We start from the raw sequence: 22124 nt of genomic DNA, 5'->3' as shown, positions 1-22124 counted from the left end.
CTAGAATACCGACGTGGCCAGCAAGCCGATGCCTGCACCGATAGCGGCGCCCATGGGCCCGCCTACGCTACCGGCTTGCGCGCCGGCGGCCATGCCAACGGCTGCGCCCGTGCCGACGGCGCTCATTTGCTGCTGCTTTTCAGCCTGCTCCATTCGATCTTCGTGGCGCTCGGCTTCGCGTTGCTGACCAGCTAAGTCCGAAAGGCCCTGCATGGCCTCGCCTTCCATTTCTTGACGAAGCCCCATTAGTCCGTAGCTCATTGGTTCATTACCTGGTCAGGGATATTGGAAAGGCCCATGCCGCCGGCAAGAATCGCGCCTTGTCGATCTTGTGCGGATATGCGGGCCTGGTTACCGGCGCTCACCATCGATGCGCTGCGCTGAACATTGTTCCGGCGAGATTGCGCGGCTTCCTGTTGTGGCGACAGGTTAACGCCAAAGCTCTGGCGGTCTTGGTCCTGTGCTTGTTGGTTGGCATCAAAAGAAAGGCCCATCGCGCTGCTGGCGTTGGCGGCCGCTTTCTGTGAGGCGTCGCCGTCTTGAGCAACGGCGGCCAGCCGGTCAACATAAGGCGAAAACCGGCTTTTCCAGTCATTCCATTGGGCGCGGTTGAGATCACCCAACAGCTTGGACGCGCCCTGGTCGCCTTCGAACGCCTGCCCTGGATTTACCCGCTGCTGAGCCACTTGTGACGGCGCGTAATTCACCTGGCCGAGGGTGGGTTGATATTGCATGACGCCTCCTTAGATGCCGCTGCCATATAGGTCCAGGCCTTGGCCTTGCTGGTAACCCGGCGTAGCCGCCCCGCCCGTCGCGGGAGCTGACGATCCGTTCATGCCGTACGAGGCGCCTGCACCAGCCACTTGGCCAAGCAACTGAAGATTGGAGCTGCGCCGGTTGAATTGCTTTGTGGCCGACTGGCGGGCGTCTGCCGCTGACTGGCCGGCGATGCCTGCCAGCCCTTGCTGTGCCTGGCCAGACTCGCCTTGGCCAATAGAGACAATGTTTTGCAGGCCCTGAATCTGCTGGTTCTCCTGCTCGAACTGGGCGCGTCCCAGCGTCTCGCCGCCTGCCTGGGCGACATCCATGCTGAGGCCTTCCATTTCGCCCTGGTAACGCCCGCTATTAGGGTTGATGCCGCCTTGTTGAAGCTGCTGGCCTGCCTGTTGACTTACCTCGCTGCCCGCCTGCTGCTGGCTTTGCATCGTACGGCCGGCGATGTAGCGCATGTTGCCTTCGCCGGTCATGTCACCGACCTGCTTCATGTACGCATCTTCGAGCGGCGCCAAGTTTTCTTGGGCGTAATTCCACTTGTCCGCCGCTACGGCCGCCAGCTCGCGCTGTTCGGGCGTGTCTTTGATATCACTGCTGCCGCCACCGCCGCCGCTCATTGGCTCACCTCCTGGCTATCATTTTCGGGTGGAGTGTTGAGCGATGCCATGTAGTCGCCGAGCGTGTCTTCGTGGATATGCTGACGCACGGGCACGCTGACCTCGCTCATCCACTGGTAACCGCCCACCAGATAGGCGCACTGAATGAGCAGCGTGGCGAGCTGGTCGCGCAACACAAAGGCGACGGAGCGAAGGTGATGGCTGTCGGTGCGCTCGAAGCAAACGCTATCGCGCCAGTCTTGAAGCGCCGAGGCCATCAGGGGGCGTAAATAAGGCTCGTGCTGGCGATAGAACGGGTTGGCGGGGAGTTCGATCAACGCTTCCCAGAACGCCTGAATCACGGCCGTGTCGGTTACGGCGTGGTCTTTGTCGATCAGGTCGTCCAGGGTTTGCGATATACGAAACAGTGCCTCACAGTATTGCGCGGCGGCTTCGTTGTTCTGCAGTACGCTGCGCAGGAACGCAGCTTCATTTGGGCGTGGCATGGGCACCTCACGGTGGGCCAATTTAGGCATTAGTGTAGCAGGGTTAAGCGCTGAGTTCTTCGCTAAACGCTTTCACGATGCGGTGCATGTCGGCGGCCGTAGACGCGCGGCGTACCCGCTGTTTGGCGCCGGCGCGCGCCTTTTCGATGACCACTTCTTTACCGCGGCACTTTTCACGCGCGGCAATGACGGAGGCGGCGACCGTCTCGACGCTAACGCCCAGCGCTTCCGCCTCAGCCTCAAGGAAAGGTCCACCGCCTGAAAGCGCCTCTTGATACTTGGCTTCATAGGTGGCGGCCTGGCCTGATCCGGGGGTTAAGAACTGGCTGCGCGCCTTTTCTGCCAGCGAGTCAGCTTGCGCCAAATAATAACGCTCAGCGTCGTCGCGGCCTGAAAACTGGGTAACGCTTAATTTAGTCAATGTACACCTCGATCGTCTCATCAAGGTGTTTAATTGAACCGCTCAACTCAATCGAGTGTGTGCCGGGCACTTCAAACTCGACGGCATCATCAACGCCGTCTGCCGTCACCTCCGACTCCCCCACTTTAATGATCGTGCTCTTGGGTAGGGCCGGGAACAGCACCGTCATGCCTGACAGCGAAAACGCGGTGTTGCGCGGCATCTTTGGCACGACATGAGGTGCGCCACTACTGACATCCACAAAGAATGTGCGGTCACAGACGGCTTCCGATGCCTCTAAAAACGACTCGCCGGCTTCGCACTGGATGTCCGCCGTCCCTTCCGGTCCGTGATAGACCGACGTTATTTCGCCGGTATCCGTCTTGTAAATCACATATGTCGCTGTCATCGTCTGAGCTCCACGATGCCGATAAACCTGTTTGAGACGTAGAGAGTGCCGCCGCTACCGGTTCTTCTAACTTGCAGACTAAAGGTGCGGGTACCTCTTGCTGGTTTTGTGATGGCCACCGGGGTTGCCGAACCCACCGGGCTGAAGGTGTAGACGTAGAAGTTAAACCCGTCGCGATCAAAGGTGACGAACGTATTGCCGATCAGGCCTTCCCACAGCACGCTACCGCCTTCCACCAGCCTCGCGTAGGCAGCGATGTAGTGATCAGACTCGCTAATCGCGGTACGGAAAGAGAACCCGCCTGTCACTTGCACCGACTCGCCGGTAACAAACGCGCTGACCTGCCGGATGGTTGTCCAGCTTGAACCTATTGACCGTTGGGCAGCGACATAAGAGCTCGCCGGAAAGGTGACGGCCTGCCCCTTTATCTGCAGCGTGTCTACATACGCATCGCCGGTAAATATCTTGTTGCCGTCTATCAGGGTGGAGCCAGGGCGACGCCAGCTATCAACACTGCTTACCACGTTACCCATCGTGCTGTTGCCGACCTGAACGGATGACCTGATACGGCCCTGGTTCAGCTCAAAGTCACCACTTTGATAAATGGCCCAGCCAGACTGTCCGGCCCTGAAGTTGTTTGAGAACACGTTGCCGTAAAACTTGGCGGCTTCGGCGACGCGCAGGTTTTCCGCATCGATCAGTTCGCCTTTTAGCTTGCCTGCCACGGTCGTGACCGGCGAGCCGTCCCCGTCCGTAATCTTGCCGATTGAGATGGGACCTAGCTGGCCTTGCTGTATTGAGGCGTCGCGAATAAGCGCGGTGTCGATATAAACCTTGTCGTTTTGAACAATGAACGGCTTGCGCTTGTCTTGGCTGCCGGGCCTGGCTATCCAGAACCTGTCGGCAATCACGGCAAAGTCACTGGTCTTGCCATCGTTATAGGCGCCAATGCCTGAAATGTAGCCTTCCTGGTTGAGGGTTAAGCTATAGATATCGCCGTCGTCCGAGACAGTTTCCTGATAGCCGGGCATGCGCTCGAGTAAAGACTTCGCCAGCTTGCTGTCATCAATATCACTCGAAAGGCGATCCAGCAGGAAGCCAATATCAGGGATAACCTCGGCATAGGTGCCGTCGGTGCTGTTGGGCGGGCCTTCTGCGCCCTCTGTGCTAGTGAACGTTATCCAGTAGTAAAACCCAACATCCTCTTCATCGACCTCTCGCACATGGTCGGTGTACATCATGCCCGCGTCGCGGCCTATCATCTCGGCATTGGCGAAGTTGTCGGCCTCGCTGCGGTAGATATTGGTGAACGCGTGATTCAAATACAGTTCGCGGGGAATGTTCCAGGACAGCACGATGTAGCCAAAGCTGCCGGCGGCATTAAAGCCAGTCGGTCTGGGCGGTATGCGTACTGGTTCCGGCGGCTCGTTATCAATAGGCTGGTCGTTGGGGCCGATTTCACTCTGACTTCCGTTGCGCAACCTGGCAATGCCGGCATCAATCAGGTCGCGTTGCGTCAGCTTTCTATCCAGTGGGTCGCCGCGAACGCCGTCACCGGTTTCCGTAATTTCTTTCAGGGCTTCCAGGAAGGGTCGAAGCTTGGGGTCTGTCTTGGGGTCAATCGGCGGTAGTGACTTGCGTCGATTCGTCATGCGAGCCTCACGGCTAGGCGTTGTTAAATAAGCTCAGTCGGCGAGGTGGCGACTTGCACGGACTGAATATCGTGGCTGCCGGATAGCTCGATCTCCCAGTCTCGCGACAGCGTGAAGCCAGGCGGCAGCCGGAACATTTGCGCGTCGTCCACGTCGGTATCAACCATAGTCTCGCCGTCGGCGATAATGCGCAGCGTCACCGGATAGCGCGTGGCGATCACCTTGGCGCAGCTAAAGCCCGCCGAGCCGGGCGGGACTTCGTGGCGCCGGGAGCGCCAGGTAAAGGTAAGCGCCTCGCCCTTCCCCCAGGCGGCAACATCGCCACCCTGGATCAAGTAAAGCGTGTCGCGCGTCACGTCGTAATAGCCGCCGCTTGCATCGAGGTCGTAAAACTCGACGCCTTCGCCCGGCGTCAGCGCGAAGCATCCGCCGCCGTAAAACGCAAGATAGCGGCCATCGTATCGGTACGCATGGATGGTCTCAGGCTTGAGGGCCTGCCATTGTTCGCGGGTAAATATCTCACGGCTTATCACCCGCGCGCCGTCGCCGCCTGCCGCCACCAGCCCATCAGGTGAGGCATAGACGGCAAAGCCGCCCATATCGACCACTGAGCGCTTGGCGACGCAGGGCTGGTTGACGTCGAGGCGCATCTGCGACATGGCGGCCGGGGACGAACCTGTCACTAGCCAGGGCTGGCCCGACGTTACCACCACCAGACCGCTGCTTATCGCCGCAATGCCTACGACGGGGTCGTCGAAGGCAAGCTGGTAACCCACTGGCCACGCGTGCGGGCGATAGGCCTCGCAGAATGCCAGCGTGCTATCAAAGAAGCCGGCCAGCACGCCATTCGGCATTTGCGTCAGTCCGGAAAGCTTGGCGGACGGCATATCCCATTCAAGGCTTGGCAGCACGCGCCCGAGCGCTGCCGAATTAACGCTGTCGGTGTAGTCGGAGGCTGAGGCGTCGACTTCAGCCACCAGTTGGTATTGGCCGCCGCTTTCGGCGCGGTAGATGCGCTTGGCAATCAGATCCGTGTTGCCGCTCGGGATGCTGGGTAGCGCGATCTCAACGGACCCGCCATCGGGAATATCATCGCCACTGTCCCAGCGCGTGATGAAGCCGGAAGGGTTGCTTGGCGGCCCTTCTTCGCCAAAGCGCGTCACGCAGGTGACGACATACACGGTTTCAAGTGCCGTACGGGGCGGGAACACCACTTCCTCAACCACATCGCCCTGCGCGTTGGTGACGGGCTCGGGCGGCACGCGGTCGTCAGGAGTGCTGACGCTTGGCGCTTCGCTGGGCGCAGGTACGCCCAGTTGATACCAGTTTGAGGGGTATGGCCCGCTGCCGCTCGTCGCCATGTCGAGGGACGACATCTTTGGCGCTCCCTGTCCTGTCCAGTAAACCCGCGCATAGTCATCGCTGGCGATGGGTGAGCGCACGACATCAATGTCGTCTTCATCGCCCCACGAAAACCAGAATCCGGCGCCATCACCTCCTGCGTCATAGTGATAGAGGTTGCCGGGATTGGTCACGCCCGGAAGCGCTGCCACGGGAAGCGGTGCCTTTTCCGATCTCAGCGTGCCGCGCTTAAGATTAAGATTGCGCGCACGCTGGGCATTGTTCTCTGGCAGCAACCGCGGGTCGACAATCGGTAGCTCACCACGAAAGGCGCTGTGTTGGATTTTCATCGCTGACTCGCATTCCTAAAAAGCTCATCTATCTGCTCGTCACTTAGCCCCAGGTCTGCGCCGAGCTGATTCAGCTCAGGGCTTTTGCGCTCAAACTCGGTAGCATCATCCCAAAAGATTTGCACCATGCCGCGCTGCGTTTCGTCGCTGATAGCGTCGATAGTCGGCTGGACATTGACTAGTAGACCATCAGCTAACAGTTGCTGCTTACCCTGTCGGCGCGTGACCACCGCGCTCTCACGCCACTCCTGCAGCTGTTCCTCGCTCATCGGGATTTCGGGGTAGCCGTCGAACTCGGCCAGTTCATTGCCCTCGGCCAGCCAGTCTTCAACATCGGCGTATAGCTCGTTCGAAGCAGGCACGATCGCGCCTTTCTTTACGCGTCCGTAATCCTCTAAACAGACGACGCGGCCTGCGGTTTTGTCTTTGCTGAACATGGTGCCTCCTGGGTTATACGTAGTCATGGTGATATACTTGTAATCTCATACACCAAAAAGGCCTATGAGCTATGATAATTCAGGTTAATGGTGCTGATGTGGAAGTGATGACCCACCCCGAATTCAGCTTTTACGCTACTTCGAGAAATGGAAATGTGTTTACACGCCCTGCTATTCGCCCTCCTGGTTATCCTAGGTCCGGCCCTAAGCCACGAGCCGATTTCTGGGAAGAAGTATCCCAGCTCACCGTTCAGCCAAAACACACCCCGCCTTACCGGAAGTGCCGAATCACCCAAGACGGAAAAACCAAGCTGGTGTCAGTTCATCGCTTCATGCTTGAGTGCTGGGTAGGCGTTCGCCCGCGCTCCCAAGTAGCCAGGCACCTTGATGGCAACTCTCTTCACAACGAACTTAGCAATCTTAAATACGGCACGGTGAAAGAGAATGTTGAAGATGCATTTATGCATACTGGCAACTATGCGGAAGGCGCTAAAAACGGTCGCGCAGCCCTTACTGATGACGATGTTCGCGATATACGGAAACGCTACGCTGCTGGCGAAGCGCTGAGATTTATTGCCCGTGACTACCCCGTCGTTCATAAAGGCACTGTTTCTAGTATTGCTCGCGGCATTACTTGGAAACACGTTTCGTAGGCGTTGCGTAGATTTTCCGGGTCTGCAATCTTTTCGATTAAATTGCGATACCGCTTTGCCGCCAATTTAGTCCCTTAATCGGCGTCCTGCCGATGATTGAATAATGCCGCGCGCAGGTCTCGATGTTTCACTACGCCCTGTTTCGCGGACCTTGAAATGTATTCCCCGAAGGAGGTCGGTGCACGGCTGACCACAAGGGCCGCCCTGGGTAGCGGTTGCTGTCCCAGCGGTGGGTAAAATTATCGTCACAGACGCCGCGGGCGCTGAAGCTGCTGCGGGAGAGGTCCGGCTGATTGTTCCAGGTCGAGGCCCGAGAGCCCGAGTTAGAGCCGTTGTTCCAGTTCGCGCCGAATAGCGGGGAGTATCCGTGCACCACCCTGCTCAGCGCTTGGCGTTAATCCAAGCGCCGACCATTTTGCCGACCTCAGCGAGATGAATTGAGGCCGTTTCATGTTGATGTGTGGTAATCAGTTTTTGCGCGGGTGCGGCGGCAAAGCGCAGCAGCCAGCGCAACTCGGCAAGCGCGGCATCGGCGTGATAGATGCGACTCACCTGGTTGGATTTCGCAGCGGTGTAGATCAGGCCCGGCACCGCAAACAGCGCATCCAGCAGCTTGTCGCGGTACCGGCCATGCCGCCGGGGTATGTTTTGGATAATCGGGTACAAATACGCCACGGCCTGGTCGTAGCGCTCAACGATGGCCAGTGGCTGCACCCGCTTGGGAGCCTCTTTCATAACGCTACGCTATCGCTCCGCTTGCAGGTTCACGTGGTCACAGACGCCGCGGGCGCCGAAGCTGCTGCGGGAGAGGTCCGGCTGATAGGCCCAGGTCGAGACCCGAGAGCCCGAGTCAGAGCCGTCGTTCCAGTTCGCGCCGAATAGCGGGGAGCGGATGCTGTGCGTGTAGACGTCACCGCGACCTTCGGCCCAGTCCTCCCATCCGGCGCTGCCCGTTGCTGATGTGCCGTTGATGTCGGCACCCCACTGGTACATCACGCCAGTGATCTGCTCGCATCCGATGTCGCTGCGGTGGCCGGCTTGATGCTGTGTAGTGACTGGGTCAGTGCCCACTGCCTGGCGCTCGACGACGCCGTAGGCAATGGAGGTAAACTCTATGTAAAACGGTGGGCGCATACCTGCGCTGCTCAGCACGTCAACTGCTACCCACCAGGACATGGAGTCATATGTATCGCTGCCATTACCGCCATAAACGGCCGGGATAATGGGTCGGTCGTTATCGTCGGCAATTGTGGCATTGCAGCGCGAGTAGCCTTTGATGCCGTATTCCGTGTCCATCATATACATGTCAGCCCAGCGCCCGCACTTAGGGTCGTAAGCGCGGGCGCGAGGACTGGGCGCTGACGGCTTCCAGTTGAGATCCCAAAGCGAGCGCTCGGCGATCCCATCGCCACCATCGAAAACGTGAAAACCGCCGACTTTGCGGGAATCCGCCGGGGCAGCGTCATCTGCATCGACGGCTTCGAGCGTGCCGTCCGCTTTTGCGTAGATCGTGTAGTCAGTGCCGTTGCTGAGCGTTGGCAGCGTGACCGATGTGCCGGCGGCGATAGTGACGATGGTTGAGCCGACGACTAGTGATATGTCAGAGGCGACTTCTAGCGTGGTGCTGGTGGGGGCTGTCCAGGCGGGTTGACTCCCGTCTGATTTTTGGAAGGCGGTGGGCATTACCGCTACGGCCGTGCCTGCTGGGTCGAATGCCTCGACGTCCTGGGCGGCGGCGGTGCCCGCATCGCTGATTGTAGATAGGGGTTGTGTGCCGGTGTGGTTTTCGCGTTTAAGGGCTGATTTGGCGCTTCCAGCCGTCATGCGAAGCTCGATATGCGTATCCGGGTCATACGAAAGCGCTGTGCCTTCCAGTGCGCGCTCGACGGTCAGCACATCTCCACTTAGCGCCGTTACCTTCACGACCTCGTGATCGAACTCGCTGACGCCCTTGTCGGTAAACTCCCAGCGATAAAGCGTGGCTCGGTACCAGTTGCTGCCAGGATCAGGGAAGTTGTGGCCAGAGTGCAGCGGCAGACTTGTATCAGACGCGGTAACCGGTTCGGCAAGCTTTCCGCTCACGTTGTTGGCGTAAATCTCAGCCATTAGAAGTCTCTCACGATTATGTAAAATTCATCTTGGCGGACACGCCCTTCGCGGCTTCGCGTCGTCACCTCGACCTTATAGCGCTGCCCATCCTCGCCGCCGAGTAGCCAAATCTTGACCCGCTTATTGTCGTAATCACGGGTGATGGACTCGGCGGTTAGGCCTTCCGGCGAAATGACTACTTCGGGCGGCGTGCTTTCTGATAGCCCGTCCGACTCAGGAAGCCAGTCGCTGTAGTCAATGTCGTAGTCCCACTCGTCGGCGGGCTGCATTGTGAACGTGCCTAAAATAGCCATTAGAAGACCACCATTATTCGGTTTTCGGCTGGCGCCATCATGGCGCGCGCCTCGCGAGGCACGGCCATTTGGCGATCAAGAGGCGCCGGGTTCGTCAGGTTGATGCTGTGGCGGACATTCATTGCGGAGCCCAGTGCAGTCAAATCGACGGACAGCAAATAAATGCGGTAAGGCTTGGCGCGCGCCGTGCTATTCACATCGGCGTAGGCGGATGCGTGACGAATGCGCCACGGTGTGGCACTCAGCGTGGCATCACTCATCACCACGCTTTTTCTCGGTTCGACGATCAGTGACCAAATGGCTTGACCAGTTGTCTCAGCATCCAGCTGAGATGCGGCGGCAGCCGTTTTTGTTGGGTTCGCTTCTATCGCCGCGCTTACCGTCAGCGTTGACGATTCATAGTTAAACGCCCACCAAACTGCCGTTAGCTCAGCCGTTACCAGCGCTTCGTCAACAAGCGCGCCCCGCCCTGGGAGTGCTGACGCTTCAAAGGTTGCGCCTATCTGGCCGTCAGCCACGCTGCCAGCCAGCCGGTCGCCGTTGATCGTCAGGCTCGCGCCTGTCTCAAGGGCTGACCAGCCAGGCTGTTCGCCGTTTATGTGAGGCTCGGCAAACAGGCTGATAGTGACGTCGAGTGCAGCAACGCCACCTGCCAAAGTTTGGCCATCAACAGTCGCAAGCACCGTTGCTTGTAGCGCACTTTCGCCCGGCTGCGCACGGGTTGCATTCGCTGCTACATTTGTCTCGCCGTCTATCTGGGAAACGCCTGGGCGCATAGCGGTCGGCGCGACAGCGTCAAATTCCGCCGTGGCCAAAAGGCTGGAAAAGAATGCGTAGCGGATCGACGCCACGCTGAGCGACGCATCGCCGTCTAGCGACGCCAGCCCGGCGCGAATAACCAGGTGCTCTGGCTCAAGGCATGTCGCGGCCAGCATGCCGGCAGTCGCCAGGTCCCAAGGCCTAGATACATCAAAAATAGCCTCGGGATATACCCGCGACTCGCCAGCGCGCTCGGCTACCGCGCGCGGCTCTGAGATAACCGACGCGACGGGCGCGTCAGCGTTGCCATACTGCGTGCGTAACGGCTCCGCGCTTCCGGCCGACGACACCGCCAGCACGGCGGACGCCAGCAGTACGCGCACGCCACCGCCGCCAGCGTTGTACGCCGACCCATTAAACCGGGAGCCGTTAAACATGGCTTAGCCCCTTTAGTCGAGACGCAGAATAAGCGCGCCGGCGGCAAATGAGATAACGTCACCGACTTCAAGCGTCTTCGGGGTGGTCAGCGCTTCGTGGTAGAGCAGGTTGCCCGCGCTGTCGGAATCGTAGATGCCGATATGGGTGATCGTGATGGTGTGGGCAGAATCATCATCCTGTACCGCATCAAAGGTAATGCTGGATGAGTTATCAGTGCGCGTCCGTCCTTCGCCGTCAACGCTCGGGCTCGACCAGTTGCCGGTTTGCTTCCGGCTGTACCACGTTTCACCAACTTCGTTGGCCGTGGTGTTTTCGTCCGTCGGGTCTGAGGTGAAAAGGGCAAGATACAGATCCGCCACCGCCGGGGCGGTGAAGTTGTCACCCCGTAGCGTGGCATTGATCATGCGCTGTTCCAGATAGTTCGACATTGCTCCCATGGGAGTTACCTCTCGGCAAGTGGGGAGTGGGTTTAGATAAAGCGCCGCATGTTGACGCGCGCGCCACCTCGGGCGTAGCCGAGTCGGGATTGCTGCTTGGCGTCGGTAATGCCCGCCAAGAAGCGTCGTTCGTAGTAGGTGGCCAGTTCAGGGTCTCGCCACACTTGGGGCATAAGCAGCAGCCGCCAGCGAGCGCCATCGCCGATGGGCTCTCCCCAGCGTGACAACACCTCGTTGGGCGGCATGTCGCCACGCTTTGGCCGGCAGGCGAGCCTACCGCTGATCACGTTTTCACTAGGGGTTCGATGAAACACGATCTCGGTCGGTGACACCTGCTCAAATCGCTCGCCCTGGGTGACGGTCTGCCCATCCATGGTGAGCGACACAATGCGTAATGCCTCACCGGCAGGCGCTACCATCAGCGGGTAATCCGTAGCGGCTCCGTAAATAACGGGGCCTTCTTCGGTTACCCAGGCATCGGCTTCGGTGCAAAACTCTCTTGATGCCCTCGCCAGTGCCGACCGGATCGTTGCCCGCGGCGCGTCCGGCACGTCCAGTGCCACGTTGTCGATGAGATCATCCAGCATCTTGACCGCCTCCGTTTGGCGACATCGCGGTATCGCTCTGCGTCTTTATGCCAACACCTTCCATGGCGGACTTGTAGTGCATTTGCGCCCGGCCAAGGTTGGCTTGGGATTCGGCATCCTTGGAAAAGGCGCGATACAGCACCAGGTCAAGCAACGCCGGTGCGTATCGATCGCTGACGCTCAGCGGGCTTGCCATGTCGCCCACCGCATGCGGCGATGGCTGCTCTACGTAGACGGCCGATACCTGGGCGCCCTCTGGTGCCGGCGGATATACCCAGAAGTCGCGAGGGGTGCGCTCATCGAAAACAAAAAACTCGGTATCAAGGCTTGCTTTCTCCCCCGCCCAGTTTGGCAGCGTGGTGTCCAGCATGCGCCGGTCCGTGGCGCGAATAGCCCGGCCTTTCTCGTTAGCCAAAATGTCCATTAGGCGCAGCCCGTCGTCGGGTATTTGTTGTCGCGCGCCTGCCTGGAGGCTAATGTCGGCTGTTATGCTGTGGGCGTCAGGGCGCTGGGTGGCGACGATGATGTACGCCTCGTTCAGCCATCCCACCAACTCTTCCACCGTCCAGCGTATGCCGTCACCGCGCTCCTGCAGGATTCGCTTTGCGCGATCAATTACCGCGCCGACCGTCTGCGCCATGGCTTACACCTCTTTCATGTAGCGGCTTTTGGCCAGCGCCGCCGTCCATGGGAATTTGCGCCCGTTTTTGGTGTGCTGAAGCATTCGGCCTTTGTACGCCGCTTTCTTGGGCGCAGGTTCGTCGTCAGGCGCTGAGCTGCCGCCACCATCTCCACCCTGGCCACCTTCGCCTTCAGGATGGGTGACGCCCTGCTCGGCCAATTTCTCGGCGGTCTCAAGCATCTCGGCGCGGATGGTTTCAACGCCTTGGCGCTTGTTGATCTCAACGTTCAGCTGAGCCGCCAGCAGCTCCAGGTCATCCTTGGTCACCGCCTCTTCAATCTGCTCAATCAGTGATTTCGTCATTGCGTGTTACCTCACGGTAAGTGAAACGCCACCCTGCGGGGTGGCGGTATTGGGCGCTTAGGCTTCGCGCTCTGCGTACAGGTGGCCCATGGCGTTGGGGTCGATGACCTCATAGCCAAAGACGTTGAGGCCGCGCACCAGCTGACCGAAGTCCTGCGGGTTGGGCAGGTTCTCCATCTTGGTCATTTGGCTGGCGAAGGTCAGCGCCTTCTTGTGGCCAAAGATCACGTTGGTCGCTTGCCGCGTAGTGGTGTCGTCGGTGACCTTCGACATGTTGTTGCTGATGTACACGTCGAAACGGTCGAGCATGCCGACCTTGCCGTTCCGGAACACAGAGGTGTTATCACCCATCGCGCTCGCGTCACGCAGGTCAGACTTCTTGAGCATGCCGTTCATCCACGCGGGCAGCACGATCCAGCGCGCGTCGTCGGGCACGTTCTGCTCGTCAAGCACCGAGCCGCAATCCACGACCACATCGAGGATGTTGGTCTTGGAAATGGCCACCGGGTCACCGGCCTCGCCCATGTTGTAGCTGCCGGACTCACGGCCCGCTTCGGTGCCTGCGTTTTCGGCCGCCGCATCGGAGAACACGTCGCCAAGAATCACCTTGTCGATCTCGATCTTCATTTGCTGACCGGCGTCATCCGACCAGTTGTCCATCAACTTGATGTCCGCCTGGTACTCGTCGACGTCGTTCACTTCAAAGGCAAAGTATTTCGCCTTGTCGATCTGGAGCTCGACTTTGTCGCTGGTCGGCTTCTCGTAGTTGAGACCGCTGCCTAGCTCGTAGTCGCGGATGGTGATGGACGGCGTGGTGCGGATCATCACCGTGTCGCCCTGGCTTTTGATTTCCCCTTCATAATCCGTGTTGGAAATTTCAGCGAAACAGGTTCGCTGGTAGAGTTTTTCGACCATCTTTCCCGACCAGACCTGCGGGATAAACCCGGGGCTGGACGTGCTGGAGTAGTCGGGGTGACCGGAGTCACGAGTTGGACCTGCCATTGGAATACCCTCTTATCGCCTCACGGCGAGGAATCGGAACCGCCGGCCGGGTTAACGAACCCGGCCTTCACGTTGGGCGGCAAAAATGTCGGCTTCCAGGCGCTGCGCCTCATCCGCCGCATAGCGACCAGCGGTCTTGTCGCGGTAGAACTGTGAAATCTCGGCACCGGTCCACAACTTTCCGCCTTGAGACTGCGGCGTTTGCGTTGCTTTCGTGGTGCGAGGCTCCACCTGCTCATCGGGGACCTCTCGCTTTTGCGGTTTTGGCGCTGCCTGATTCAGATAGAGATTGAAAACGTCAGCCACCCCTTTGGCGTCCAGGGACTGCTGCGCGTCACTCAGCATTTGCTGGTACTGCTTGCCCGACTGAGGGTCGAACTGGCTAAGGAATTGCAGGAACGCGGCTTCGCTGTTGACCTGCCGGAACGTGGGCACCGCTTTTTCCAGGTTTGTCCAAAAGCGTGCTTCTGCGTCTTCGCGCTTTTCCGCTTCGAGACGGTCCAGCCGCTCTTGCAGCTCTTTGGTGTTGCCTGTTTCCGGTGCCGCCGTTTTCTGCTGGGTCATGCGCTCAATGAACGTCACCAGGTCTTCGCCGTACTCTTTCTTGAAGTGGGCGAGCTGCTCATCAGTAATGCCGCTGGCATCAGCGGTAGGCGCTTGTTGCTCAAGCTCCTTGATGCGACGTTCTTTTTCCTCGACCTGCTGCTTTAGCTGTTCGCTCTCTTGGCGCAGCGCTGGAACTTCCCGGTTGTACTTGCCCTGCAATACCTGAAAGCGGTGCTGCCAATAGAGCACGTCCTGGCCTTCGGTCTTGGGCTCGTCCTTTGGTGGCTCAGCGGGTTGCGTCGTGTCGGGTTTGGCCGCATCAGCCTGCGTTGTGTCGTCTTGCGGGTTTTGTTCGCCGCCAGGAGCCGGGGTTGGATCTGCTTCAACCTCGGGGTTCTCTGGCGTGCGATCAAAGTGCTTGGCGGCAGCGTCAGCTTGTGCCTGAACGGACTGGGGTAATGACATTTCAACTCCTATGACGCCTCACGGCGTTTCTGTGAGCCGGCAGATGCCGGGGTTCACGATCCGGGTAACGGGTTCGACCTGCAGTGCCGAGCGTTGCCCACAAAAAAACCGCCTCACAGGAAGCGGCTTGTTTGTGAGGCCGGGCACTGCCCGGCTATTTGAAGCGCGTATCAACGACCTCGCGCGCGGTTTCAAGCTTTTCAATGAGGTCTGCCAGTCTTGCTGCATCGCCCTGGGTGCGCGCGATCTCGTCAGAATCGCGGCATTGCTCCAGCTTGTTGCGACAGTCCTCGCGCTGGGACTTGAGCATTGCCAGCAGGCATTGGCCGTCCTGACTGTTGTGGATTCGCGACAGGGCTTTCCATTGTTGCTCGTTCATTCTGCTTTCCCTGGGTTTCGGCAATCAGTTTGGCGATCTCGGCAAGAAGGTGCTGCGCATCGAGCGGTGCTTTCTGCTGGGCGATTTGGGTTTCGGCCTGGGTTTCAGACGCATCGGCGCCGTACTTCTGCGCTTGGGCGTTCTTGACCGCGACCTCTGCCTGCGCCTTGGCCTGCTCGCGCTCCTGCTCGGCGGCCTGCTGCTGCTGTTCCGCCTGCTGCCGCTGCGCCAGGTTCTGTTCCATTTGCTCTTGCGTGGGGATCAGGCCCGGCATATCCAGCTTCTCGGCCACGCTATCCAGCAGCTTGCGGCGGCCTTCCATGCCCAAGATGCCCATGTCCGTCTCGTTCTGCGTCATCTGCAGGAACTGCTGGCGTAGCATGCTGGTCTGCTCGCGCATCAGCATCGCCGAGCTGCCGCGCGCCACGACGTTGACGTCACCCTTGATGCTGGGGTCGTCGCTGTACTGCATGTTGTAGAGCCATAGGGCCTCAATGACGCGACGCATCACACCGCGGTCAATGTGGCGAATGGCGTCTTTAATGCCCTTGTTAGCTGACTCCATGAGCATCGACAGCCCGCTAGCTGTGTCGCCCGCACCGCCCACGCGCTCATTGCCATAGGTGTAGCGGGGGATATTCGTTGCATCGTCGGCGCGCTTTTCAAACTGATCGTAAACACTCAGCAGCTCGGCGGCATTACTGCTTGGCTGGAAAAAGCGAACCGCCGCATTGTTGCCGGTAACGTTGCCGTCTTTGGTGCGCCAGATTTTCCAGGGGTAGATGTTGGTCGGGTCCTCGTTGGGCTGAAGTCGCTCTTCGTAGACCTCGACTTGCGGGCCTGACGAAATAGCGAGATTGTTCACCAGGCTGCGTGCCGTGGCGTTACACACGTCCTGAATGTCGGCCATCAGCTCCGGGATGGCTTGGCCCCAGAAACTACCCGGCACCGGTTGATAGCTCGCCTTGTGATACGGCCGACGCTCCAGCGGATCGCGGTTAATCCGCACTCGGATAACGTGCTGGCCAATCAGAATGGCTTCAATCTCGTATTCAGCTAGCGGGTCTTCAATATCGTCAGGGCTCACACCCCATTGCAGCAGCGTGACGCCTTGGGCGCCGCCGGAGTAGATCAGTCCATCAATGGTTTCACCGTGGGTAAGCCATTCATGGCCGCGCCCTTCTAGCTCGGCACGCTCTCCATCTGTCCATAGCCAATCGCGCAAGCCGCCTTGCCCATACTGCTCAAGCACCCGACGAATAGATTCTTCGTTGAACGATGGCACGCCAATCAGCTGGTTAAGCTGCATACGGGTAAAGCGCGCCCGCTCAATGATAAAAGCGCCGTCATCAATGTTGGTGGCGTCTGGACTGGGGTACATATCAAACGGCGATACGCGCTCAAACTCAGGGCGTACCGTAGTAGTCTTGACCGGCTGCCATCCTTCTAGCCACTCCAGCGTGGGCACACGACGAAGAATAGGGGCGCGAACGAAGGACGTCGGGTAGGTAACGAAATCATCAACAAACTGCTCGAACGCATCGTTCCAGCCGCCTTCCGACAGCTGATCGGCTATCACCACTTCATGACGCTCAGCGGCTTCTTCGGCCTTCTCTTGCGCCAATTGCCGCACTTGCTCGCGGGCTTGCTCTACCAAGGCAGCCATATCAACCGGCTGGCCTTGCTGTCGTGCCTGCATCGCCTGCTGCTGGAGTTGTTGAAGCACTGGCATGATGTATTCATCGGGCACGTCGGCAACAGGTGTAGGACGCAGGCCCCAAGGGCGCTCATTGGCGGGCATCATGATGTCGCGGATCCATGAGCCCGCGGCGCGGCACTTGGTGGCCGTCAGCATCATGTAAATCTCGGCACCGCCTTCCTTGCGAATCGCCGATAGCTTGTCGGGGGAATACTCGCCCTTACGGCGACGTAGGCAATCAAGCAGCCGGTATTCGACCTCCTGCTTGGCGGTTTTGGCAGACTCCCATGAACGGCGAATATGCGCGCCCAGCGACGACTCTACCAACTGGCGACGACGCTCTTCCTCTGCCGCCATTTGCTGGGCTTCCGCTGCCTGCTCAACGTGCATTTCTGAGGCGGACTTGTATTGCAGCAGTCCCAAATTAGCCATTAGCGGCACCTTGCGTCAGTGCGCGATAGATGGCGGCGTCAGCAGCACGCTTGTGGGTGCGCATCCGCTGAATGTTGCGGCGCATCGGGCCAAGCTGGGTAAACAGATCAGTAACGTAACCCTTAGGATCCTGTAAGAACTCCAGCAGCTTAATGGTGAAGGTCACGCCCATGCCGCCTTCCACATCAAACTGCAGTCGCATGCCTGGCTCGGGCGTCGATACCTTCTCCTCGATGATGATCATGTCGATCTGAACGTTGCCAACATCAGGGCGAATCTTTTTAGACGGAATGGGGATCTGGTGTTTCATCAGCTCTTGCGCAATACCCATCGCCGAATCGCGGGCGAGCTTTTCAATATCGCGGCTCTGCAAGCCAGCCAGGCGTAGCACTGCCGTGTTTGCCCTCTGCTGTTGCGCGCTATCCGGTGCGGAATGAATCATGACCGTCTGCCTCCCGGCGATGGTTAAGTGTGAGCTGCCCAGCTACCGCGCTTGCCAGTGGATGGCGTGCCGGGTAGCTGAGCCCTAGCAAATAGTGATGAGCGAGCGAGGGTTTCCAGCGCCTTGGCACCGTGTGATGCCCAATCGTGTCGAGGCGTCGGCTTGTAAACGCCGCGCTTGTCGTCCCATTCCTTCCGGTAGTTGTCGAGGCAAAGCACGCCCTGGTGGCAATCCTCTTCATTGATCCAGCACATCGGCAGGAACTGGCGCGTGGCCTGAACGCCTTCGGCGTGGTTACTAATGCGCGGCACCGTTTCAAAGTTGATACCAAAGCCCTTAGCGACGTCTGAACGGCTCTTACCGGTACCCAGCTCACGAACGGCAAGATCGTGCGGGCCAAAGTGGCCGCCGTAGCGGTATCCCTTCTTATTGAGCAGGTCGGCGTAGTACTCGATGCCTTCGCCCTCGCCTTCCAGATAGTCCACCAGATGCACTTCACGCCCAACGACCTGAGCAAACCAAATCGCCATGGTGTCGTTCATGCCCAAATCCCAGCCGGTATAGACCGGCAGACTAGGATTGACCTGCACCTGGCTGGTAAGCCGCTTGTGCTTACGCAGGAACTGCATCTGAGTAGCGAAGTATGCACCCTCGACCGACTGACTGAACGCCTCTTCCGGTGTGCTGGGGTACTCGCGTTGCATGTCATCCTGCAGCCTCTCGGCTTTCTTGGCGTACCACGCCTGCTGACCCGCCGTGGTTTTGATGCTGTGCTTGTGCTCAAGCTGCTCGAAATACTCACGTAGCCGTTGCGGCACCACCACGCCCTTGGGTGACATGGTGTAGGTCGGCTCTTGCCACCAGGGGAAGAAGTGAAACTGAAAATCCATCTCCGTCAGCGTGCGGCCCATCTCTTTAAGCTGCTGCGCTGTCTGCGAATAGTCAAAGAAGTAGCCTTCACGCCCTTCGGCGGTACTTTCAAGCGTTATCTGATTGCCGATACCCACCGCTTCAAAGGCGCCGGTAACGATCTCTTTGGCCTTGTGCGGGAACTGGCGGCATATCTTGCCGAACTCAGACACATGCAAGCGTTGCAGCGTACCGCCACGGTAAGAGGTGGAGACCTTGATCGAACTGCCGTTGTCAAAAACGTAAGCACCAGAGCCTGATTTATCACTGACAGGCCGGGGGATCTTGGTGCCCATCATCTTCAGCAGTTCGTGCCAGGCGTCGTCGATGTTCTCGTAGGCGAAGGTGATCTTGTTTCTGAATATGTCCTGCGCGTCTTCCAGCTTGTGACAGATGCAGCCCGCGGCAAAGTTGTCCTTGAACAGACAATCGTCCAGGGCGTCGACCATCTCAAACGTGGTGAAGCCCAGCTGTCGGGCTTTCAGAATCAAATCCAGGCAGTGGCCGTTCAGGTAGCGCTCACGCTGTGCGTCGTTAGGCGTAAACCGGACTTTCTTTCCAGACTTATCCTTGATCTTGTACAGCGAATTAAGGCGAAACCACTTGAGGCTGAGCGCTGCCTTTAGGTCGGCTTTGTCGGTCAGCCTGCCCTTGGCATGCGCGCGCAAATAGGCCTCGGCGCGCTTGACCTGGCGCGCCCGATCACTCGGCCCCAATATCATCGGGCGCGACCTCTGCCATCAGCTCTTCAAATGTCTTGATGCCGTCGTCTTTGTCATTGGCATCCAGTCCGTAGTTCTGGCGCTCAAGCTTGATCATGCGGTCCAGCGCCTGCGTGCCATGACCCATGCACTTGCCGACGTATTCCAGCGGGATGTCGATCTCAGCCACAGTGCCGTTGGCCATCTCGACATTGATCTTGCCTTCCGCCAGCTGGCTCTCCAGACGCTCGGCAAATTGCTCGGCAATGTTCCGCCACCGCTCCAGCGACTTGCGGTGCCCCTTGACAACGGCAGCATTCTCATTCGCCGCGTACTCAACAATCTGGTCATCGTCATTATCAAACGCGGCCTGGGCTTCCGGGGACAGCGATGCCTTGGTGATCTTCTGCTGCGTGCGCTCACGCACGCGGTCGGTTAGATCCTGTTCCCAGTTATGCTTTTTGGCTCGGCGCGAAATGTTGGAGCGGTGAACGCCGTGGCGCTTCTCAAGCTGAGTGAGCGAGAAACGACCGGTGCGATATTCCCGCTCGATCAGCTCCCAGTCGTTTCGTTTAGCCATATAAAAAACGCCGCCATCGCTGGCAGCGCCTCCATGAATAAGGGCCGGGCGTCTCACGACGTGCCGGCGGTTGGTGGCAGTGCCTCACGGCATGGCCAAAGGCGACGCTTCACAGCGTGGCCGCATCGCTTCACAGCGAGAATTAGCCCCAGTCTTGGGACATAAGCGCGTCGTACGCCTCTTTAGTCATCGTGACAGAAGCGGTTTCGTCTTTACCGATGGCAACATCAAACGCCACGTGCTCGCCTGATCGTTGAGTCTTCCAGGGCGCGGGCGCTGGTGTTAGCTGCTGCACAGTCTCTTTCAGTTTTTGGGTAGTGCTCATATCAGCCTCCTGTCCAATGCCGCCTATTCTTCATCCTGAACGCGTTGGTGCATCCAGTAAGCTGACTGGTGCAATGTGGCGATGATCATTCCCCAGCAAAGCCCGACATCCTCAGCTGCTTCGATAGCAGCTAGAACGTCGCGCTCGAACTGGTGTGCTGCTTCCTCGCTTGCTGGCGTGAGGCTTCTTGCGCCGCGAAACTTGGTAACCGAGCCCATTATCGCCTCCAGTGCCAATATCCAGATAAGAGAGTCACTGCGATTATCCAGCGCAGCCTAAGCCACGCTTCAAGTCGTCTACTCACATAACGAATCAAGCATCGCGCCTTGCTCATCGGAAAACGCCCATACGCCATTGATGTAACGCTCCAGTTGGCGGTAACGCTCATCGCCTAACGCATCCCATAGCTCACCCTGGTCGATCTCGGGCGGTACCGGTTGAGGTGGTGGCGTGCATTCTGGTGTGACGTTGATGTATTCGGTAGTCTCACAACCGCTAACGGCGAAGATTGCCGCTAGGACGCTGCCCTTTAGGACGCTGATCGGCTTCACGCTGCACCTCACTGGACTGTTCGCGGGATTGAGCGCGGGCTTTATCGATGCTGCGCTCAGCTTCGAGTACCGCATTCTTGCTCTTGGCTTCTGCCTTGGCACGGCCTGCGGCCTCTTTTGCTCGGTCACGCTGGCCGCCAACGAACAGCAGGGCAGCGCCGAGCAGGCCGATGACCATGACCAACGCGCCTGTGAACTTCGCCCATAGACTACTCATCGATATTCGCCTGTTTGATGACGCGAGCCACGGCTGCCGCGACAGCGATACCCGATGACAATGCGGCAAACGCACCATCGGGGATGATGTCTGACCAGAGGGGCAACGTGGTTTCGGCAGCGGCCAGTGCAGCAGCAAGCGCTGCTAGCCGAATGCTCCACATTTTTGACGCTTGGCGAGAGTTCGGTATCAGCTTCATTTCTTCGCACCCCGCACGCGGTCAGCGGCTGCCATCAATATAATGTCGATGCTGCGTGGGCCTACCCAACCGCATATCACCGCGACACCCGTTGACGGCCAGCCATCCAGTTCCAACCAGACATTCAGACCAGCAGCAATCACGCACATGACGACCAGCGCGGGTACGTCAAGCAGCAGCCGCTTGGTTAAAAACTTATCGCGTTCGCCGGTTTTGATCTCTGATGCGACTTTAGCAATGAAGCCCATTAGTACTGCTCCCGCTAGCGTAGCCGCCAGCAGCGCTTCTTGAATCCAGCTTGAATTTCGCCATGGCATTACGCGCCCCCTGTCTTAATCTCGTTGTAGAGCGTCACCGCCTTTCGCTCGCCGTCGTCGCTCTCGACCTCTTGGCGCAGATGCACGACGCGTTTAAACCAGCCGTAAGCAAAATCCTCTTGGCGCTCGTCTCGCTCAGCGAGTCCCCGGCAGAACGCGATGCGCATGCCATTGATCGACTCGGCCAACACATGCACGCCAGCGCCGCCGCGATGCTTTCGGTAGGCGTCGAGTGCGTTGAGTGTGGATGGGCCGACGGCACCGTCTTCTTTGATGTCAGCAAACAGCTTGCCGCGATTGTTCAGCACGTTGAGCGCGCGCTGTAATTCCTTTGCGGCGCGTCCTGGTCCAGAGTGAACGCCAAAATCAAACAGGTATTCCGCCATGGCTTCGCTGATCGGCGCGATGCGGTCGAGCCGAATGCTGGTCCAGTAGCGGGCCTCGTAGATGCGGACGGCCAACGACTTGGGCAGTTCACGCATATCGCCGTTGTAGCCATTCTCACGGGCGACAGCGCGGGTAATGCCGTAATTGGTGGGGCCGCCACGGTCTGAGGGGTGCGAAATGTAACCACCTTCCCTGTCAATTACCGCGCTCACCAAGCGTTGTTTAAGTGAAGGCTTCATGTATAATC

31 protein-coding genes are annotated in these 22124 nt (G+C 58.8%); 1 reads left to right on the top strand and 30 read right to left on the bottom strand.

Translation table 11 applies throughout. The features are described from left to right. The 9 genes from CPH17_RS00400 to CPH17_RS00360 are packed head-to-tail and all read right to left on the bottom strand — an operon-like array spanning position 1 to position 6465. Entirely contained in the window at positions 1-261 is a 261-nt protein-coding gene (locus tag CPH17_RS00400; protein WP_096297785.1) for a bacteriocin, read from the bottom strand. Further along, positions 258-734, bottom strand: a complete 477-nt coding sequence (locus CPH17_RS00395; RefSeq protein ID WP_096297783.1) for a hypothetical protein — start codon at positions 732-734, stop codon at positions 258-260. The genes CPH17_RS00400 and CPH17_RS00395 overlap by 4 nt, the downstream gene beginning before the upstream one ends. A gap of 9 nt (positions 735-743) precedes the next feature. Next, entirely contained in the window at positions 744-1391 is a 648-nt protein-coding gene (locus CPH17_RS00390; RefSeq protein ID WP_096297781.1) for a hypothetical protein, read from the bottom strand. Continuing rightward, positions 1388-1876, bottom strand: a complete 489-nt coding sequence (locus CPH17_RS00385; RefSeq protein WP_096297779.1) for a hypothetical protein — start codon at positions 1874-1876, stop codon at positions 1388-1390. Before CPH17_RS00385 ends, CPH17_RS00390 begins: the two co-directional genes overlap by 4 nt. A 43-nt stretch (positions 1877-1919) precedes the next feature. Next, positions 1920-2297, bottom strand: coding sequence for a hypothetical protein (locus CPH17_RS00380; RefSeq protein WP_096297777.1), 378 nt, complete (start codon positions 2295-2297; stop codon positions 1920-1922). Continuing rightward, positions 2290-2685: a hypothetical protein gene (locus tag CPH17_RS00375; protein ID WP_096297775.1), complete on the bottom strand. Its 396-nt coding sequence runs from the start codon at positions 2683-2685 to the stop codon at positions 2290-2292. The genes CPH17_RS00380 and CPH17_RS00375 overlap by 8 nt, the downstream gene beginning before the upstream one ends. After that, on the bottom strand, positions 2682-4337 hold the full coding sequence (locus tag CPH17_RS00370; protein ID WP_096297773.1) for a phage tail tip fiber protein: 1656 nt from the start codon (positions 4335-4337) through the stop codon (positions 2682-2684). Before CPH17_RS00370 ends, CPH17_RS00375 begins: the two co-directional genes overlap by 4 nt. Before the next feature lie 23 nt (positions 4338-4360). After that, entirely contained in the window at positions 4361-6028 is a 1668-nt protein-coding gene (locus CPH17_RS00365; RefSeq protein WP_096297771.1) for a hypothetical protein, read from the bottom strand. Next, positions 6025-6465 carry a hypothetical protein gene (locus CPH17_RS00360; protein WP_096297768.1) on the bottom strand — a complete coding sequence of 147 codons (441 nt, stop codon included), beginning with the start codon at positions 6463-6465 and terminating at the stop codon, positions 6025-6027. Before CPH17_RS00360 ends, CPH17_RS00365 begins: the two co-directional genes overlap by 4 nt. Before the next feature lie 71 nt (positions 6466-6536). Between CPH17_RS00360 and CPH17_RS19845 the strand changes: the two genes are divergently transcribed. Further along, the gene (locus CPH17_RS19845; RefSeq protein ID WP_157742932.1) at positions 6537-7118 is read left to right on the top strand and encodes an HNH endonuclease; all 582 of its coding nucleotides are present in this window, start codon (positions 6537-6539) and stop codon (positions 7116-7118) included. A gap of 381 nt (positions 7119-7499) precedes the next feature. Here the strand turns inward: CPH17_RS19845 and avd are convergent, their stop codons facing one another. The 21 genes from avd to CPH17_RS00255 all read right to left on the bottom strand — a co-directional run bounded on the left by avd (position 7500) and on the right by CPH17_RS00255 (position 22116). Next, positions 7500-7853 (bottom strand): diversity-generating retroelement protein Avd, encoded by a 354-nt coding sequence (avd, locus tag CPH17_RS00350; RefSeq protein WP_096297764.1) that lies wholly within the window; start codon positions 7851-7853, stop codon positions 7500-7502. A 9-nt stretch (positions 7854-7862) separates the two neighbouring features. Beyond that, positions 7863-9224, bottom strand: coding sequence for a phage major tropism determinant (locus tag CPH17_RS00345; RefSeq protein ID WP_096297762.1), 1362 nt, complete (start codon positions 9222-9224; stop codon positions 7863-7865). Next, positions 9224-9520 (bottom strand): phage fiber-tail adaptor protein, encoded by a 297-nt coding sequence (locus CPH17_RS00340; protein ID WP_096297760.1) that lies wholly within the window; start codon positions 9518-9520, stop codon positions 9224-9226. The genes CPH17_RS00345 and CPH17_RS00340 overlap by 1 nt, the downstream gene beginning before the upstream one ends. Beyond that, complete coding sequence (locus CPH17_RS00335) at positions 9520-10716, bottom strand: hypothetical protein (protein WP_096297758.1); 1197 nt, start codon at positions 10714-10716, stop codon at positions 9520-9522. Before CPH17_RS00335 ends, CPH17_RS00340 begins: the two co-directional genes overlap by 1 nt. Before the next feature lie 12 nt (positions 10717-10728). Then, entirely contained in the window at positions 10729-11154 is a 426-nt protein-coding gene (locus CPH17_RS00330) for a phage tail fiber protein (protein WP_157742931.1), read from the bottom strand. A gap of 32 nt (positions 11155-11186) precedes the next feature. Further along, entirely contained in the window at positions 11187-11741 is a 555-nt protein-coding gene (locus tag CPH17_RS00325) for a hypothetical protein (RefSeq protein ID WP_096297754.1), read from the bottom strand. After that, the gene (locus CPH17_RS00320) at positions 11731-12381 is read right to left on the bottom strand and encodes a phage adaptor protein (protein WP_096297752.1); all 651 of its coding nucleotides are present in this window, start codon (positions 12379-12381) and stop codon (positions 11731-11733) included. Before CPH17_RS00320 ends, CPH17_RS00325 begins: the two co-directional genes overlap by 11 nt. A 3-nt stretch (positions 12382-12384) precedes the next feature. Then, positions 12385-12726 (bottom strand): hypothetical protein, encoded by a 342-nt coding sequence (locus tag CPH17_RS00315; RefSeq protein ID WP_096297750.1) that lies wholly within the window; start codon positions 12724-12726, stop codon positions 12385-12387. A gap of 57 nt (positions 12727-12783) precedes the next feature. Then, complete coding sequence (locus tag CPH17_RS00310) at positions 12784-13728, bottom strand: phage major capsid protein (protein ID WP_157742930.1); 945 nt, start codon at positions 13726-13728, stop codon at positions 12784-12786. 51 nt (positions 13729-13779) lie between these two features. Next, positions 13780-14739, bottom strand: coding sequence for a hypothetical protein (locus CPH17_RS00305; RefSeq protein ID WP_096297748.1), 960 nt, complete (start codon positions 14737-14739; stop codon positions 13780-13782). 251 nt (positions 14740-14990) lie between these two features. Further along, positions 14991-17249, bottom strand: a complete 2259-nt coding sequence (locus CPH17_RS00300) for a portal protein (protein WP_096297746.1) — start codon at positions 17247-17249, stop codon at positions 14991-14993. Continuing rightward, entirely contained in the window at positions 17242-17691 is a 450-nt protein-coding gene (locus CPH17_RS00295) for a hypothetical protein (protein WP_096297744.1), read from the bottom strand. Before CPH17_RS00295 ends, CPH17_RS00300 begins: the two co-directional genes overlap by 8 nt. Before the next feature lie 23 nt (positions 17692-17714). Next, on the bottom strand, positions 17715-19322 hold the full coding sequence (locus CPH17_RS00290; protein WP_197703504.1) for a terminase: 1608 nt from the start codon (positions 19320-19322) through the stop codon (positions 17715-17717). After that, the gene (locus CPH17_RS00285; protein WP_096297742.1) at positions 19303-19881 is read right to left on the bottom strand and encodes a hypothetical protein; all 579 of its coding nucleotides are present in this window, start codon (positions 19879-19881) and stop codon (positions 19303-19305) included. Before CPH17_RS00285 ends, CPH17_RS00290 begins: the two co-directional genes overlap by 20 nt. A 142-nt stretch (positions 19882-20023) precedes the next feature. Then, positions 20024-20206 (bottom strand): hypothetical protein, encoded by a 183-nt coding sequence (locus CPH17_RS00280; RefSeq protein WP_096297740.1) that lies wholly within the window; start codon positions 20204-20206, stop codon positions 20024-20026. Between the two features lie 23 nt (positions 20207-20229). Further along, positions 20230-20424 (bottom strand): hypothetical protein, encoded by a 195-nt coding sequence (locus tag CPH17_RS00275; RefSeq protein WP_096297738.1) that lies wholly within the window; start codon positions 20422-20424, stop codon positions 20230-20232. Between the two features lie 78 nt (positions 20425-20502). Next, entirely contained in the window at positions 20503-20757 is a 255-nt protein-coding gene (locus CPH17_RS19840) for a hypothetical protein (RefSeq protein ID WP_157742929.1), read from the bottom strand. Further along, positions 20702-20974, bottom strand: coding sequence for a hypothetical protein (locus tag CPH17_RS00270; protein ID WP_096297736.1), 273 nt, complete (start codon positions 20972-20974; stop codon positions 20702-20704). Before CPH17_RS00270 ends, CPH17_RS19840 begins: the two co-directional genes overlap by 56 nt. Then, complete coding sequence (locus tag CPH17_RS00265) at positions 20967-21173, bottom strand: DUF7940 domain-containing protein (RefSeq protein ID WP_096297734.1); 207 nt, start codon at positions 21171-21173, stop codon at positions 20967-20969. The genes CPH17_RS00270 and CPH17_RS00265 overlap by 8 nt, the downstream gene beginning before the upstream one ends. Further along, positions 21170-21490 (bottom strand): phage holin family protein, encoded by a 321-nt coding sequence (locus CPH17_RS00260; protein ID WP_096297732.1) that lies wholly within the window; start codon positions 21488-21490, stop codon positions 21170-21172. Before CPH17_RS00260 ends, CPH17_RS00265 begins: the two co-directional genes overlap by 4 nt. Further along, entirely contained in the window at positions 21490-22116 is a 627-nt protein-coding gene (locus CPH17_RS00255) for a glycoside hydrolase family 108 protein (RefSeq protein WP_096297730.1), read from the bottom strand. The genes CPH17_RS00260 and CPH17_RS00255 overlap by 1 nt, the downstream gene beginning before the upstream one ends. Positions 22117-22124 lie beyond the last annotated feature (8 nt).

It is taken from the genome of Halomonas sp. hl-4 (genome assembly GCF_900215475.1).
Lineage (GTDB): Bacteria > Pseudomonadota > Gammaproteobacteria > Pseudomonadales > Halomonadaceae > Vreelandella.
Note: the sequence above shows the minus strand (reverse complement) of the source record. Positions and strands in the feature narration are given on the sequence as shown.

Bases quoted from the DNA above. Each gene is read 5' to 3' on its own strand.
- avd (WP_096297764.1), bottom strand. From the start codon at position 7,853: ATGAAAGAGGCTCCCAAGCGGGTGCAGCCACTGGCCATCGTTGAGCGC.
- CPH17_RS00305 (WP_096297748.1), bottom strand. From the start codon at position 14,739: ATGTCATTACCCCAGTCCGTTCAGGCACAAGCTGACGCTGCCGCCAAG.
- CPH17_RS00270 (WP_096297736.1), bottom strand. From the start codon at position 20,974: ATGAGTAGTCTATGGGCGAAGTTCACAGGCGCGTTGGTCATGGTCATC.
- CPH17_RS00275 (WP_096297738.1), bottom strand. From the start codon at position 20,424: ATGGGCTCGGTTACCAAGTTTCGCGGCGCAAGAAGCCTCACGCCAGCA.
- CPH17_RS00390 (WP_096297781.1), bottom strand. From the start codon at position 1,391: ATGAGCGGCGGCGGTGGCGGCAGCAGTGATATCAAAGACACGCCCGAA.
- CPH17_RS00385 (WP_096297779.1), bottom strand. From the start codon at position 1,876: ATGCCACGCCCAAATGAAGCTGCGTTCCTGCGCAGCGTACTGCAGAAC.
- CPH17_RS00400 (WP_096297785.1), bottom strand. From the start codon at position 261: ATGAGCTACGGACTAATGGGGCTTCGTCAAGAAATGGAAGGCGAGGCC.
- CPH17_RS00285 (WP_096297742.1), bottom strand. From the start codon at position 19,881: ATGGCTAAACGAAACGACTGGGAGCTGATCGAGCGGGAATATCGCACC.
- CPH17_RS00255 (WP_096297730.1), bottom strand. From the start codon at position 22,116: ATGAAGCCTTCACTTAAACAACGCTTGGTGAGCGCGGTAATTGACAGG.
- CPH17_RS00370 (WP_096297773.1), bottom strand. From the start codon at position 4,337: ATGACGAATCGACGCAAGTCACTACCGCCGATTGACCCCAAGACAGAC.
- CPH17_RS00340 (WP_096297760.1), bottom strand. From the start codon at position 9,520: ATGGCTATTTTAGGCACGTTCACAATGCAGCCCGCCGACGAGTGGGAC.
- CPH17_RS00335 (WP_096297758.1), bottom strand. From the start codon at position 10,716: ATGTTTAACGGCTCCCGGTTTAATGGGTCGGCGTACAACGCTGGCGGC.
- CPH17_RS00310 (WP_157742930.1), bottom strand. From the start codon at position 13,728: ATGGCAGGTCCAACTCGTGACTCCGGTCACCCCGACTACTCCAGCACG.
- CPH17_RS00290 (WP_197703504.1), bottom strand. From the start codon at position 19,322: ATGATATTGGGGCCGAGTGATCGGGCGCGCCAGGTCAAGCGCGCCGAG.
- CPH17_RS00345 (WP_096297762.1), bottom strand. From the start codon at position 9,224: ATGGCTGAGATTTACGCCAACAACGTGAGCGGAAAGCTTGCCGAACCG.
- CPH17_RS00320 (WP_096297752.1), bottom strand. From the start codon at position 12,381: ATGGCGCAGACGGTCGGCGCGGTAATTGATCGCGCAAAGCGAATCCTG.
- CPH17_RS00260 (WP_096297732.1), bottom strand. From the start codon at position 21,490: ATGCCATGGCGAAATTCAAGCTGGATTCAAGAAGCGCTGCTGGCGGCT.
- CPH17_RS00300 (WP_096297746.1), bottom strand. From the start codon at position 17,249: ATGGCTAATTTGGGACTGCTGCAATACAAGTCCGCCTCAGAAATGCAC.
- CPH17_RS00330 (WP_157742931.1), bottom strand. From the start codon at position 11,154: ATGGGAGCAATGTCGAACTATCTGGAACAGCGCATGATCAATGCCACG.
- CPH17_RS00375 (WP_096297775.1), bottom strand. From the start codon at position 2,685: ATGACAGCGACATATGTGATTTACAAGACGGATACCGGCGAAATAACG.
- CPH17_RS00360 (WP_096297768.1), bottom strand. From the start codon at position 6,465: ATGTTCAGCAAAGACAAAACCGCAGGCCGCGTCGTCTGTTTAGAGGAT.
- CPH17_RS00295 (WP_096297744.1), bottom strand. From the start codon at position 17,691: ATGATTCATTCCGCACCGGATAGCGCGCAACAGCAGAGGGCAAACACG.
- CPH17_RS00265 (WP_096297734.1), bottom strand. From the start codon at position 21,173: ATGAAGCTGATACCGAACTCTCGCCAAGCGTCAAAAATGTGGAGCATT.
- CPH17_RS00395 (WP_096297783.1), bottom strand. From the start codon at position 734: ATGCAATATCAACCCACCCTCGGCCAGGTGAATTACGCGCCGTCACAA.
- CPH17_RS19845 (WP_157742932.1), top strand. From the start codon at position 6,537: ATGATAATTCAGGTTAATGGTGCTGATGTGGAAGTGATGACCCACCCC.
- CPH17_RS00325 (WP_096297754.1), bottom strand. From the start codon at position 11,741: ATGCTGGATGATCTCATCGACAACGTGGCACTGGACGTGCCGGACGCG.
- CPH17_RS00365 (WP_096297771.1), bottom strand. From the start codon at position 6,028: ATGAAAATCCAACACAGCGCCTTTCGTGGTGAGCTACCGATTGTCGAC.
- CPH17_RS00315 (WP_096297750.1), bottom strand. From the start codon at position 12,726: ATGACGAAATCACTGATTGAGCAGATTGAAGAGGCGGTGACCAAGGAT.
- CPH17_RS00280 (WP_096297740.1), bottom strand. From the start codon at position 20,206: ATGAGCACTACCCAAAAACTGAAAGAGACTGTGCAGCAGCTAACACCA.